General features: G+C 48.1%; 11 protein-coding genes. All 11 read right to left on the bottom strand.

Annotation, left to right across the window (positions count from 1 at the left end; translation table 11 throughout):
• Positions 1-242 precede the first annotated feature (242 nt).
• Complete coding sequence (locus ACFTRD_RS09010) at positions 243-2,675, bottom strand: glycogen/starch/alpha-glucan phosphorylase (RefSeq protein WP_379378988.1); 2,433 nt, start codon at positions 2,673-2,675, stop codon at positions 243-245.
• 331 nt (positions 2,676-3,006) lie between these two features.
• Positions 3,007-4,110 (bottom strand): glucose-1-phosphate adenylyltransferase subunit GlgD, encoded by a 1,104-nt coding sequence (glgD, locus tag ACFTRD_RS09005; RefSeq protein ID WP_379378986.1) that lies wholly within the window; start codon positions 4,108-4,110, stop codon positions 3,007-3,009.
• A gap of 27 nt (positions 4,111-4,137) precedes the next feature.
• Positions 4,138-5,307 (bottom strand): glucose-1-phosphate adenylyltransferase, encoded by a 1,170-nt coding sequence (locus tag ACFTRD_RS09000; protein WP_323374402.1) that lies wholly within the window; start codon positions 5,305-5,307, stop codon positions 4,138-4,140.
• A gap of 506 nt (positions 5,308-5,813) precedes the next feature.
• Positions 5,814-6,956, bottom strand: coding sequence for an amidohydrolase family protein (locus ACFTRD_RS08995; RefSeq protein WP_379378984.1), 1,143 nt, complete (start codon positions 6,954-6,956; stop codon positions 5,814-5,816).
• Between the two features lie 2 nt (positions 6,957-6,958).
• Positions 6,959-8,017, bottom strand: a complete 1,059-nt coding sequence (locus ACFTRD_RS08990) for a pyridoxal-phosphate-dependent aminotransferase family protein (protein ID WP_379378981.1) — start codon at positions 8,015-8,017, stop codon at positions 6,959-6,961.
• Complete coding sequence (locus tag ACFTRD_RS08985) at positions 8,001-8,786, bottom strand: ABC transporter ATP-binding protein (RefSeq protein ID WP_379378979.1); 786 nt, start codon at positions 8,784-8,786, stop codon at positions 8,001-8,003. The genes ACFTRD_RS08990 and ACFTRD_RS08985 overlap by 17 nt, the downstream gene beginning before the upstream one ends.
• 2 nt (positions 8,787-8,788) lie before the next feature.
• Positions 8,789-9,541, bottom strand: coding sequence for an ABC transporter ATP-binding protein (locus tag ACFTRD_RS08980; protein WP_379378977.1), 753 nt, complete (start codon positions 9,539-9,541; stop codon positions 8,789-8,791).
• Positions 9,541-10,407, bottom strand: a complete 867-nt coding sequence (locus tag ACFTRD_RS08975; protein ID WP_379378975.1) for an ABC transporter permease — start codon at positions 10,405-10,407, stop codon at positions 9,541-9,543. The genes ACFTRD_RS08980 and ACFTRD_RS08975 overlap by 1 nt, the downstream gene beginning before the upstream one ends.
• Positions 10,404-11,348 carry an ABC transporter permease gene (locus tag ACFTRD_RS08970; RefSeq protein WP_379378973.1) on the bottom strand — a complete coding sequence of 315 codons (945 nt, stop codon included), beginning with the start codon at positions 11,346-11,348 and terminating at the stop codon, positions 10,404-10,406. Before ACFTRD_RS08970 ends, ACFTRD_RS08975 begins: the two co-directional genes overlap by 4 nt.
• A complete protein-coding gene (locus tag ACFTRD_RS08965) occupies positions 11,345-12,964 on the bottom strand; it encodes an ABC transporter substrate-binding protein (RefSeq protein WP_379378971.1) in 1,620 nt (539 codons plus the stop codon). The genes ACFTRD_RS08970 and ACFTRD_RS08965 overlap by 4 nt, the downstream gene beginning before the upstream one ends.
• 212 nt (positions 12,965-13,176) lie before the next feature.
• On the bottom strand, positions 13,177-14,328 hold the full coding sequence (locus tag ACFTRD_RS08960) for an iron-containing alcohol dehydrogenase (protein WP_379378969.1): 1,152 nt from the start codon (positions 14,326-14,328) through the stop codon (positions 13,177-13,179).
• Positions 14,329-14,436 lie beyond the last annotated feature (108 nt).

Below are 14,436 nucleotides of genomic sequence, written 5' to 3'. Positions count from 1 at the left end.
GCGGTAAGGTCTATTTTATAGGGATATAGATCTTTATGTCCAGCTGTTCAGGCTCGGATTCCCCTACATATGTTTCCTCGAAATACGGTTTCTCGCTTCGTTCATCGTTCCTCTGTACAAGTCCCTATATGCAAAAAAACCTTGCGCAACAAGGACAAATCTCCGCTTGAAGGATTGTTAACTTCGCAGAAATTATCCCTGTGCACAAGGCAATTTTGTTTTATAAATAGATCAAAAGGGTTCTAGCCCTTCCAGTTTCCGGACACCGGATGAATGCCCCAGATATCTGTTGCATATTCACTGATAGTGCGATCACTGGAGAAAATACCGGAATGAGCCGTATTCAGTACAGCCTTACGCGTCCAGCCCGGTATATCACGATAAGCCAAATCGATGGCATCATGGGCATCCGCATAGGCAGCAAAGTCACGTAACACAAAGTATTCGTCACCATGAGCCAGCAAGGAATCATAGATGTCCCAGAATTCACCATCACGCTCACAGAACGCTCCCGGATGTACCAGTTGCTCTACTACCTCGCGAATCCGTTCATCCTGCTGCACAATCTCACTCGGCCGATAACTGCCGGAGCGGTAATAATCCATTACTTCGTCTGCGCTCAGACCAAAGATGAACATATTGTCCTGACCGACCTGCTCAGCCATCTCCACATTCGCGCCATCCATTGTACCTATGGTTAACGCACCGTTCATCATGAACTTCATGTTGCCCGTACCTGAGGCTTCCTTGCCTGCAGTTGAAATCTGTTCGCTGACGTCTGCGGCCGGAATAATTTTCTCGGCAAGAGAGACTGAATAGTTTTCCAGGAAAAATACCTGCAGGCGATCTTTCACGGCCGCATCGCGATTCACCCTATCTGCCACCGTGTTAATCAGCTTGATGATTTTCTTGGCAAAATAATAACTCGGCGCCGCCTTTGCTCCAAAAATGAACGTGCGCGGAACGATATCAAACGAAGCGTCGCTTTTGAGTCGGTTATACAGATGCATGACATGCAGAATGTTGAGCAACTGCCGTTTGTAGCCATGCAGCCTTTTCACCTGTACGTCAAAAATGGAATCCGGGTTGACGGCTGTTCCGGTATGATCCAGGATATACGCAGCCAGCCGCTCTTTATTGTGGCGTTTGATCGAATGGAATTGCTGCTGGAATGAAGCATCATCCGCAGCACCTACCAGCTCATTCAGTCTGCCCGGCTCCGTAATCCAATCCCTTCCAATCGTATCTGTGATCAGATTTGACAGCTTCGGGTTGGCATGCATCAACCAGCGGCGATGGGTGATGCCATTGGTTTTGTTATTAAAGCGCTCTGGATAGAGCGCATAGAACGGCGCCATTTCCCGTTCCTTCAATATTTCAGTATGCAATGCCGCGACACCATTCACGCTATGACTGCCCACAATGGCCAGATTCGCCATCCGCACCTGATCGTATGCAATAATCGCCAGATGCTGAATTCGATCCGGGTCTCCGGGATAACGCTCGAGCAGCATGCCGCAGAATCGTTTGTTGATCTCTTCAATAATCATGTAAATGCGTGGCAGCAGCTTGCTGATCATGGCTACAGGCCACTTTTCAAGCGCCTCGCTTAACGTTGTATGGTTGGTATAGGATACGGTGCGGGTTGTGATATCCCAAGCTTCATCCCATCCATATCCTTTGACATCAATCAGAATCCGCATCAGCTCGGGAATGACGAGCGTTGGGTGTGTATCATTGATATGGAACGCTACTTTATCCGGCAATCGATCATAGGAAAGCTCCAGTTTATTAAAAGTACGCAGAGCACTCTGCACGCCAGCAGAACACATAAAGTATTGCTGTTTCAGACGGAGCAGCTTGCCCTCGTATTGGGAATCATCCGGGTACAAGAACTCTGAGATCGATTCTACGGAACGACCGTAATCCAGATATCCGTAATAGTTCGAGGGGGTATCCAGCGAGGTCCCCCGCTTGGGCTCCGCGCTCCACAATCGCAATGTGTTCACATGCGGCTGACCATAACCAATAACAGGCACATCATAAGGCACAGCTACAACCGATTCGGCATCCTTTGTGACAAATTGGTATTGTCCATCCTGTTCATAGGCCTCAACATGGCCCCAGAATTGCACTTCCACCTTTTTTTCCGGACGGCGCACTTCCCATTCATTACCCTTATCAAGCCAATTATCGGGTAATTCCACCTGATTGCCGTTGATAATTTTTTGCTCAAACAAACCATATTTATATCGAATACCACACCCATGTCCCGCGTAACCCAGGGATGCCAATGAATCCAGAAAACAGGCTGCGAGTCGTCCCAGACCTCCGTTACCGAGACCTGCATCCGCCTCCTGTTCTTCCACTTCTTCCAAAGAGAAGCCCAATTCAGCCAGACTGTCACGAACGAGTTCCAATTCATTCACATTCAGCAGATTGTTGCCGAGCAGACGTCCAATCAGGAATTCCAGCGAGAAGTAATAAACCTGTTTATCCTGGCGCTGCTTAAACCCCTGATTCGACGCCGCCCAATCCTGACCCGCATATTCGCGGATCATGCTACCAAGTACGTGATAGACATCTTCCTGCGTTGCCTCTTCAAGCGGTTTGCCTAATTTGCTAACCAGATTCCGCCTAAAAATACTCTTGAACGTTTCCTTGTTGTCAAACAAAAGAAGGTTCCTCCCGGTGAAATCCTGTAGGATCGTGGCGGTTCATACACTTAAGTGCTCGAACATCCAGGAAAGTGGCCGTTACGGGCACGAATCGTTCTTTCGATCGCTGTTATCCCTGTATTTTCTCAATTCTATTATTCAGATGTGAAAATACAGTGATAAAGGCGAACGCTACGCTTCTCCAGAATCGATTTCGTTCCCTCCACTACGTTTGCACGTTGGCAAGCACAATCGAAGTTGCATTTCAACTTTCGCCCATGAACCTTAAATCCATCCTACAGGATTTTTATTTTATATTTTTATAGATGATATCGGTTAAGGGTCGATATTAGATAATAGTGCTCTTCGCCAGAATATACGGGTTCGATGGATCGCCAATCAGCGTCTGGCCACCGCTCAGTTTCACATCCTTGTCGAGAATGACATTTTCTAGGACGGCGCCCTCTCCGATGTAGCACTTTTGCATGATGATGGAGCCCTTGATTTTGGCGCCTTTTGCCACAGTCACACCCCGGAAGAGGATACTATCTTCCACTTCTCCGCCAACGATGCAGCCGTTCGCAAGCAGGGAATGTTTCACCTCGGCGGTGTCCAGATATTTGGCCGGTGCTTCGTACTTGATCTTGGTCTGAACAGGCTGTTCCTTGAACAATTGTTCATACAGTCCCGTATTCAGCAATTCAAGACTGTTGCGGTAATAGCTGTCGACCGAATTGATTACAGCGTGATAGCCATCATAGGCATACGCCGCAATGTTCAAACCATCCGGGTTTTTCTGAATCACATCACGGAAGAAATGGCTTTCCCCATGATCGATGCAGCGCTGTACCTGGCGCAGGAACAGTTCTTTTTCCATGATGAAAATTTCTGTATATATATTCGGGTGATCGGCGCTTTGGTGAATGTCCACCACATTACCGCTCCCGTCATCTTCAACTTTGACACAAGCGTCATGTTCAGGCAGCAGTTGATCCACTTTTTTGCAGACCAGTGTTACATCCGCTCCCTTGCTTATATGGTACCTGTACACGTCTTGCAGATCCGCTTTGGTCACGTGCCGGCTCCCCGCATGAACGACATATTGTCCGGAACCCCGGCGGAAAAAATCGAGATTATTGTGAAAATGCTGCAAATCCCCTTGTGACGTATCGGTCGGATCATTCCAGTCCGGTGGCAAAATAAACATGCCTCCATGCTTCCGGTCCAAATCCCACGGCTTGCCGTCACCCAGATGATCCATGAGTGAACGGTACTTGCGGCGGACAAATACACCGATACTCTCAATGCCAGCATTCATCATATTGGATAATACAAAATCAATCAGACGGTAACGCCCGGCATAAGGCACCGCGGCTCCGCAGCGAAAGTACGTTAATTCCTTCAATTCCTCAAGCTCATGGTCAAGGTTAATAACTCCGATCAATGGTTTCATCGCATGCACCGTCCTTTGGGGTTTAGATTAGGCTTTGCTTGTCATTCCCTCGTGAAGCTGACGTTCCAGTTCTTCCTGATCGACTAGTAATATATCACTTTCATCCTCAGGGGCGGGTGACAGATGTACTCCATCCGGGATCACCAATCCTTCGGCAATAATAGCTTTGTGAATGCGTACATTTTGTCCGATCTTCACTTTTGGCATGATTACTGAATCGGTTACGGAACTGTTCTCCCCTACCTCGATTCCGTAGAACAACACCGAATGCTTAACCTCGCCATGTACAACACTGCCTTCACTGATGATGCAATTCCGCACCTTCGCTGACGGTGAAATATATTGCGCAGGCTGATTCGGATTTCGGGTGTAAATACGCCAGTCCGGGTCGTTCAGATTAAACGGCGTATCCTCATCCAGCAGGTCCATATTGGATTCCCACAGACTGCGGATCGTACCGACATCCTTCCAATAGCCTTCAAACGGATAAGCATATAATGATTTTTCATTTTCAAGCAGCAAGGGAATGATGTCTTTGCCAAAATCATAGGAGGTGGATGCCTGCTGTTCGTCCTGGATCAGGAAGCGTTTCAGCACATCCCACTTGAAGAGATAGATACCCATGGAAGCGAGTGTGCTCTTGGGCTCAGGAGGTTTTTCTTCGAATTCATAGATGCGATAATCATCGTGGGTGTTGAGCAACCCGAACCGGCTGGCTTCTTCCAGCGGAACGTCAATGACCGATATGGTGCAATCTGCATCCTTTTCTTTATGGTATTGAAGCATTTTCTCGTAATCCATTTTATAGATATGATCCCCTGACAAAATGAGCACATGCTCAGGATCGAATTGTTCAATAAAATTCAGGTTACGGTAGATCGCATCCGCTGTGCCTCGATACCAGTTACTTCCGTCTTCACGTTCATGAGGAGGAAGTACATATACACCGCCATTTTTGCGGTCCAGATCCCAATCACTGCCAATGCCGATATAGGAGTGCAGCACCAGAGGTTCGTACTGAGTTAACACACCGACTGTGTCGATGCCTGAATTGGAGCAATTGCTAAGAGGAAAATCTATGATACGGTAGGTTCCGCCAAAATAAACAGCGGGCTTGGCCAGTGATTTGGTCAATCCCTTTAATCTTTTGCCTTGCCCTCCAGCGAGCAGCATCGCTACAACTTCTTTTTTTGCCATCATTACAGCCTCCTCCATGTGCATTCGTTCTAATTCATTTCAGAGCCCATAATCCGATATGCTGTTGTGTGGACACTTTTGTCATGATTAGGAGCATGCTGTACAGACTGTGTTACATTAAAATTGCAGCCAAACGTCGTTCTTTGTGATGTCTGAAAGTAGATGAACCATGCAGAATTGCCTGTACTTGTTGTGTAGAGGTGATAGGTGGATGTAAAAATTAAGGTGTACCCCGTGTAAAATGCAATACACTTCTCCTATATAACATTAAACACGAAACGGGCTGAGGAATCTTGCTGGAAAACTTCGACAAAAGTTTAAGTAGATATCGCTCCTTCCTTTATGCCGCTGTTATTAAATATTGTATTCGCTGATGGGTCTTGAAAATCCTTTTGGAAAACTTTTGGGGATTTAATTATTGCTCAACATTCGCCAGACACCTGGTCCTTCGAAGCAACATAGCGCTCACTGCACTCACGAGTAAAGAAAAAAACGCAAAAACCAATTCATGGTTTCTGCGTCCCAATAATTACGGAAACAATACTCTCCCGTAGCTGATCTGCATTTTTCGTTTGATACGGACCGGCATTGAAAATAATAGCGTCCGCAATATAACCTTCTGCAATCTGCCCCAATTCGTTGCCACGACCCAGAATCTCAGCAGCATTGATCGTCGCAGATTGCCACGCTTCTGCCCGGGTCAAGCCATAGTCAATCAGCGTATCCAGCTCTTGCAGGTTATAGCCGTGCAGTGAAGGTGTGGCGTAATCGGTACCGAAGCCGAAACGGACTCCTGCTCTTTTGGCATATCCGATGGCTGTAGAATGAGCTTCAGCAGCGCGCGCAGCACGATCACTGATAACAGTGGGCAACGCCAGCACACCTTTTGGATCTGCGGCAATACGATAGATCGATGTGGTGGGCACAAAGGCCGTTCGTGACTGCGCAAGTCTGCCCGCCTGATCCTCCGATAAGAACATGCCATGTTCCACCGATTCCACGCCCGCCTGAATAGACCAGTCTATCGTCACGCCACCCCAGGTATGAACCAGCACCTTTTTATGGTTAGCATGGGCATAGCGAACGATGAACGCAAACTCTTCCTCCGAAAATACAGGGTCGAGCACTTGTTCCGTAGGGGCTCCCAGCCCACCTGTCGCCATGATTTTAACCCATCCCGCGCCTGTATCAAAAATTCCGTTCAACCGTTGCTCCAGATGCTTTACACCACGGGCATCTGCCGCTCCCAGCATTTCACTGCTGGTTTCAACCCTTAAGGGATGTTGATAGTGCTGAGCGAGATGTCGAGCGGTGCTTGGCAACAATCCGCCTGCATCTCGCGCCGTGGTTACCCCCGTCTTGAGGGTAGCTGCAAAAGCTTGCGCCTGCATCACTTCGATCTCATGGCTATCACGCTTTAATTGATCCGCGTGGTCGAAGTCTGTCCAGGCCAGATGAGTATGAAGATCAATCACTCCGGGACTTATCCATAAATCTGTATCCGGAAGCGATGAGTTATCATTCTGCGGCACGGATTCTGTAACAGATGCAAACCGGCCATTCTGGATCGAGATATCGAACCGTTTGCCTTCAATGCCTGCTATAAAAATATGTTTGAAGTTTTGATCTTCCGATTTTAACTGGGTCATATTCATTTCCCCCAAACGAGGCGAGCAGCCTGGACTGCTTGCTCATGGTCCTGATTCAATAATGCCGCAATGGTCGCAACAGCTTCCTCCACACCTGCCAAGGACGCATTAACTCCGAAATGATTAATTCGCAGAAGCTGACCAAAAAGTTCTCCATCCCCTGGAGCAACGATGCCGATTGGCTGATCGATATGCAACTTCGCCTCCCCTGTAATTCGAACCGTCGTTGTGAGAGTCGAATATGTTCTGTTATCTTTTTGCCAAGGCTCCAGACCCAAGGCCTGAATTCCCGCTATAGCAGATAACGCTGCCTGTTCATGACGCTTGATCACCTGCTCCAAGCCTTCAGACTCAATAGCTGTCAAAGCCAAAATCAGTGCTCTGGCTTCCAGCGTTGGAATGTTGGGAGGAACGCGGACGGGTGCAGCCCCATCGGCGGATGGCTTCAGATCAAGCAAAGACAGGATGGAGTTGCGCGGTGCATGTGGATTGGATTCGAGAAATTCCCATCCACGCGGCGAAATGCTTACTGCGCTGATGCCGTTAGGCCCGGCTAGGGCTTTTTGTGCACCCACAGCTACAAAATCAACACCCCATTCGTCTACCAGCAGAGGCTCCCCCCCAATCGCTGAGACAGAGTCGCTCACCGTAATCAGGTTATGGGCACGCGCAATCTTTATCATTTCTTCTGCGGGATTCGACCCGCCTGTAACCACCTCTGCTTGAACAAAGGATAGTGCGGACGGTTGATACTTTTCAATCGCAGCAGCTACCTTCTCTACAGGTACAACTTCATCAAAAGGAACTTTGACTTCAATCACCGTTGCCCCTCCGCGTTCAAGCCACTGACCAAACAAACTGCCATAAGGCCCTGTCACGACATTGACAATCGTACGACCCGCTGCAGATATTCCAGCTGCCACGGCCTCTATGCCCAAGATCGCCTCTCCCGGGATGATCACCGGAGGATACTTCGTAGACAAGAGCCTGGAGAGCAATTGTGTAAGTGTATCGTATTCCGACAGGGTAAGGGGTATGTTTCCTTTATATTGTTGGCTCATATAAACCTCCTAAAGAACTTGATTTCGGCATCTTAGGAACTGCGGACAGCAGCTCCCGGCTGTAGGCCGTCTCAGGTCGTGTGAAGAATTGCTCTTTCGGGCTAATCTCCACAAGCTGACCCTGCCTCATGACTGCTACCGTATCACTAATAGCATGGATAACTCCAAGATCATGGGAAATGAACAGTAGCGTAAGATTAAGTTCCCGCTTAAGTGAATTGAACAGATCGAGCACACTCCGCTGCACAGAAACATCGAGTGCACTCGTCGGCTCATCCGCAATCAGCAGACTCGGCTCTACGCTTAAAGCACGTGCAATGGCGATCCGTTGGCGCTGACCGCCGGAGAATTCATGCGGATACTTGTCCAGTGCCCTGCTTTCCAACTGGACACGGGCCAGGAGCTCTCTCGATCTTTTCTCCACCTGTGAACGGTCTACGATGCGATGAAACAACAGCGCTTCAGCAAGAATCTGCCGAATGGAATGTTTGGGATTCAGTGAAGCATCCGGATTTTGGAAGATCATCTGTATGCTTTTATACTGCTCACGACTTCTCTTCTTCTTTAATGGCTGATCCCCCAGCAAAATTTGCCCCTCATCCGGCGTAATTAACCCGGCAATGACTCTTGCAAGGGTAGATTTGCCCGAACCGGACTCACCAACAAGACCAAGCGTGGTATGCTTCTTAAGATTTAGTTTGATGCTGTCCAGCGCAGTAAAGTCACCATATTGAACCGTTACATTCTGAACTTGCAAAGCTAGTTCCATCGTTATTCGCTCCCTTCAAGCTTCGGTAAAGGAAGCACCGAGTTAATAAGCATCTGGGTGTAAGGATCTTGAGGGTTCTGCAAAAGGCCCGACGAATCCCCGTGCTCCACAATTCGTCCCTGCTTCATCACGCACAGCTTCGAGCACAGCGTCGCTGCAATCGCCAGATTATGTGTTACAAAGACCATGGCGAATCCCAGTTCACGCTGCAAACGTTGGATCGTCTCCATAATTTGACGCTGTACAGTAACGTCCAGCGCCGTTGTTGGCTCATCACAGAGCAGAATGCCTGGCTTGCACGCCAGGGCCAGTGCAATGACTACCCGCTGACACTGCCCGCCTGACAGCTGGCTAGGGTATCGGTCCTCACGCTTCAACGAGTCGGGGAGACCCAACAGTTCAAGTAATTCCAGCGCTGCTACCCTGGAGGCCTTCCTGCTTAACTTTTGCCTGTAATAGACAACTTCCGCCAGCTGTTTAACAACGGGACAGAGCGGATCAAGCGCACCTCTCGGGTCTTGAAATACCATGGCGCTGTTCACGTCACTCCGAATGGTTCCGCCCGTCTGCTCTACACCGCTTGGCAACAGTCCCAGAATCGAACGAAGAGTTAGTGATTTACCTGAGCCGGATTCACCTACTAATCCCAGGCTCTCCCCTCTGCCGAGCGAGAAATGTACGTCTTGCACTAATGTTTGATTTGACTTGGTTGACAGAGACATTGCCTTGACTTCAAGAATCGGTTCTGTGGACATTATTTTTTCCTCCATACATCGGCCAATCCATCACCGACAAGCGACAAAGCAATTCCCGTGTAAACGACTGCAAATCCCGGAACTGCCGAGAGCCACCAGGCTGTCGTGATAAAGGATTGCCCATCCGAGATCATCGTGCCCCAATCCGGGGTCGGTGGTGCGATGCCAATGCCCAGATATCCAAGCGTAACAATCGCCACCAGCAGCCCCACCATATCTGTCATGAGGACAACGATCGCCTGAGGCAATACATTGGGCAGGAGATGACGAAGGATAATCCGTATTCCCGGCAAGCCCAACGTCTGTGCGGATGCGATCCATTCCTGCTTGCGGTACGATGCACTCAGCCCTCTGACGACACGGGCAAAGACAATCCAGCCAACGAGCATAAACGTAATATAAATCCCCCGCTCACCTGCTCCGCTGGCAAAAGCCACGATAATGACGATGAGATAAAAAGGGAAAGCGATAAGTGTATCAGTAACTAACGATATAACCTTATCAATCCATTTTCCGTAATACCCTGCAAGCATCCCTAGAAATACACCCATGCAAAAAGGTACAATTTCCGCCAGCACCATAATGCTCAAATCGGTTCGCGCGGCATAAATCAGTCTAGTGAACAAATCACGTCCCAGTTGGTCTGTACCCAACCAATGTTCAGCAGACGGAGGCTGCAAAAAGGCACTCAAATTTTGCTCCGAAGGGTCATAAGGACTAATCCAGGGTATGATCACAGCCAAGATGATCAGCACGGCAAACATCACACTTCCCACAAGCAGGGAAGGAGTTTTCAATATGCGATTCATAAGACTGGTGTTTTTGCTGTCTTCATATAACTGTGGTTCTATTTGTATCGTTTTCATGGTTTTCCTTTCGTTCTGGGATCAAGCCACCTGGACAGAAGCTCTATCAGGAGACTGATGATCACGACAGATACAGCACAGTAAAGGGCTATGCCTTGAATGACCGGGAAATCCCGTTTGGAAATGGAACTAAACAAAAGACTGCCAATTCCCTTGATACCAAATACCTGTTCAACGACCAATGTACCGCCAATGAGATAAGAAATATTAACGCCAAGAAGGATCAGTGTCGGAAGCGCAGCATTGCGCAGGACATGTTTGAACAGAATGACCCGGCTCGGTAATCTGGCAGCCTTCAATGTAACTACAAAATCAGATTCCAGTACTTCAAGCATCTGGGCTCTTAATGAACGAACCAATGTTAGAATCTGTGAAAAAGCTACGGTAATGGCGGGAAGTGTCAAACTGTATAAGGTACCCCACCACCCTTCGCCGACTCCACCAACGGGAAACCAGTGAAGACGAACACTCAGCAGCAGAATCAAAAGGATGCCAACCCAGAAGATTGGCATACCTAGCGTTACCGTAGGAAAAATACGTATCAAATGATCCAGCAGCTTATCCTTGTGTGTAGCGGCCAGTGTAGCAAGCACAAGTGCAATGATAATTGCCAAGGCACATGCCATGCCAATGAGCAGCAAGGTAACGGGTGCACGATCAGCAATCAACTCTCTAGTCGAGGTTCCGTTAATAATGGAATTGCCGGTATCCCCCTGAGTGAACAGTGTCTTCACAAACCGCATGAATTGTTCCCCCAGCGGCAGATCCAGCCCGAGAGCATGGTGCATGCTCTCAACGGCCTCGGGGGTGCTGTACTCGCCAAGAATCATTTTGGCAGGATCTCCTGGTACCATTCTGATGAGAAAAAAGACTGCTGTCATCACACAAAGGATCACTGCCAATGCTCTTCCCACCGTATTGATCAACCAGAACTTCTTCATTTCTGAATACGAGCGTCTTCAAAACGCACACTGCCGTTAGGCAATACAACAATGCCATCTACTGAAGAACGAACGCCAATCAGAATATCCGGATAATAAAGCGGAATGTAAGGTACTTCATCGGCAAGCGTTTGAAGCAGTTTGGAGTATATTTCGGCACGGCCAGCGCCGTCCGGTGTTTGTTGGCCTTTATAGAGAAGCTTGGTTACTTCATCATTGGTGTAATGTGTCCAGTAAGATTTGCTGAAACCGTCAGGGTCAGTCTGGAACGCAATGATCGAGTTCGCTTCCGGAGAATCGGCTTGCCCACTGTTCAGCATCGCTGCGAAATCATAAGCAAAGAATCGTTCACGGAAGGTAGCGAGTTCAATCGATTCAATCTCGATGTTAATGCCAATTTGTTTTCCCGCTGCCTGAATGATTTGCGCTTCTTGCGCTCGTGTGCTGTTGCCTGAAGCTACAAGCAGTTTTGTTGTAAATCCATCCGGGAAGGCCGATTTGGCCAGTTCTGCTTTGGCTGCATTCACATCAAAATTCAGTGCCTTGAGCGTATCATTTGAATTGTAAGGAATCGTTGTCGGCAACAATGAATTAGCGGTCTGTGCATAACCAAAGGTAAGCGCCTTGGTCAGACCATCACGATCAAGTGCCAGAGCCAATGCCCGACGAACATGCACATCGGAAAAATGCTTATCCAGCGTATTAAAGAACAATTGCTCTGTCACCCAGCTGCCGTTGGTTGCAACGGTTGTATCTGCACCATTTTTGATTTCATCAGCATTTTGCAGAGCCAACGACTCAATGGCATCCACTTCTCCTGCTTTCAATTGGTTGATTGCCTGGCTGTCATCTTCTATCAGCTTGTAAACAAGCTTGTCAACCGATGGCTTTCCTTCTTGCCAGTAGTGAGTGTTCTTCGTAAAGGTCACATCCCCTGCAGGGTCCCACTGCTCAACCACAAACGGTCCAGTACCTACGGGCTTCTTGAAAAACTCTTCCTCGGTAACTCCGCCAAAATTGTTCGGAATAATACCGTTCGAGAAGTTGGAAAGTTCGGAGATAAACGGCGTATACGGCTCTTTAAGCGTAATCACCAGGGTGTGGCTATCTTTGGCTTTGATCGTATCCACCTTCGCGGATATTGCCAGCGGGCCACCAACCTTTAAGTGCCGCTCAAGTGAGAATACCGCATCCTCTGCCGTAACATCTGTACCGTTGGAGAACTTCAAGCCATCACGCAGCACAAACGTATACGTCAGGCCGTCATCACTAATGTTATGCGACTTGGCAAGCCAATCCACAATCTCGCCCTTGCTATCAAAAGCAACCAGAGATTCAAATACTTTATCAATGGCAAAAGCGTTATTGGACGTAATTTGATTATGCAAATCAAACGAGGTTACGGAAGCCGGCCGACCATATACAAAAGTCCCTCCCGTGGCAGTCTCGTCTGTCTTGGAATTCCCATCCGTACCTTGGCTCGTCCCTGGTTGGGCTGCTGCATTGGGAGCGGGATCATTGGTCGACCCGGAGCAACCGCTAACGAGCACCAATAATAGAACGGCTAACGCTCCTATCCATAATGACTTTCTGGTTGATAATTTAAACTGTGACATGTCTGACTCTCCCCTTCCAATAAAACTTATGTGTTTAGTATGGATTGATTATGGATTAAAGCATTCACACTGTCAAACAAAAAATGAAGGTTGCAGCGGGATTAAATTAAATTTTTCCAATGGAGGAAATGCTTCCGTATTTATGCTGCTCAGGAGCACGTACAACACCAAAAAAGCCAGAATATATTCTGGCTCTCTCTTTATTATTAACTTTATATGATTTTGCGGAACAGCTCCATAACCTCATCCTTGGAAGGCTGATACGGATTGCCAGGTGCACAGGCATCTTTCATGGCGTTATCGGCCAGCAATTCAACATCAGGGTCTTTCACACCTAATTCAGACAGCTTCTCAGGAATGCCAACTTCCTTGGAAAGCTGACGAATGGCCTCAATGACGTAATCCGAGCATTCCTCATCACTTCTACCCTTCACATCCATACCGATTGCTTTGGCAATATGACGGAATTTCCCTGGCACATGCTTTGCATTCAATTCCTCTACATAGGGGAGCAACATCGCGTTACATACCCCATGCGGCAGATCATAGACTCCACCAAGTTGATGGGCCATCGCATGAACGTAACCCAAGCCTGCATTATTAAAAGCAATCCCGCCAAGGAAACATGCATAGGTCATATGCTCTCTTGCTTCCAGATCACTTCCATCCTTGACGGCTCTGGGCAAGTATTCAAAGATCAGTTCCACGGCAGCAGCCGCTGTCGCACTTGTCACAGTAAACCCGCCAGGCGTCACCATCGCTTCCACCGCATGGGTCAATGCATCCATGCCTGTGGCGGCAGTTAGACTCGCAGGCTTGCTCAGCATCAGTTCCGGATCATTCACCGACAGGTCAACAAGACTGTTTCGATCCACCATCACCATTTTCACCTTGCGTTCCTCATCTGTAATCACGTAGTTCATGGTCACCTCACTCGACGTGCCAGCCGTTGTGTTAATGGCAACTAACGGCACGGATTTGTGTTTCGATTGATGCAAGCCTTCATAATCACGGATATGTCCACCGTTGGTCGCTACAATGCCAATGGCTTTGGCAGCATCCTGAGGTGAACCTCCGCCTATCGATATAATGGCGTCACAGCCATGATCCTGAAATACTTGAAGTCCGTCATGTACATTATGACAGGTTGGATTGGGCTGAACCTCATCATATATCACATAGTCTAACCCTGATTTTCTTAGTATAGACAGCACTTGTTCAGCAACGCCGGAAGAGATCAATCGACGATCACTTACGACAAGCGCTTTGCGAATACCCATTTTCTCAATCATCTTGCCTGCTTCGTGTAAACATCCTCTGCCCATCAAGTTCACGGGCGGAACATAATAAGCGTGTGTTGCCATCTGAACCAGCCTCCTGTTACCCCTGATTTACTGTCTTTATTGTAACTGAATCCGTTTTCAGATATAGTGAAATAAATCACAACCAAATTGATAAATGTTTCATTTGGA

Origin of the sequence: Paenibacillus sp. NPDC056933 (genome assembly GCF_042674385.1) — a bacterium.
Lineage (GTDB): Bacteria > Bacillota > Bacilli > Paenibacillales > Paenibacillaceae > Paenibacillus.
The sequence above is the reverse complement of the archived record's forward strand: the minus strand, read 5'-3'. Positions and strand labels throughout refer to the sequence as shown.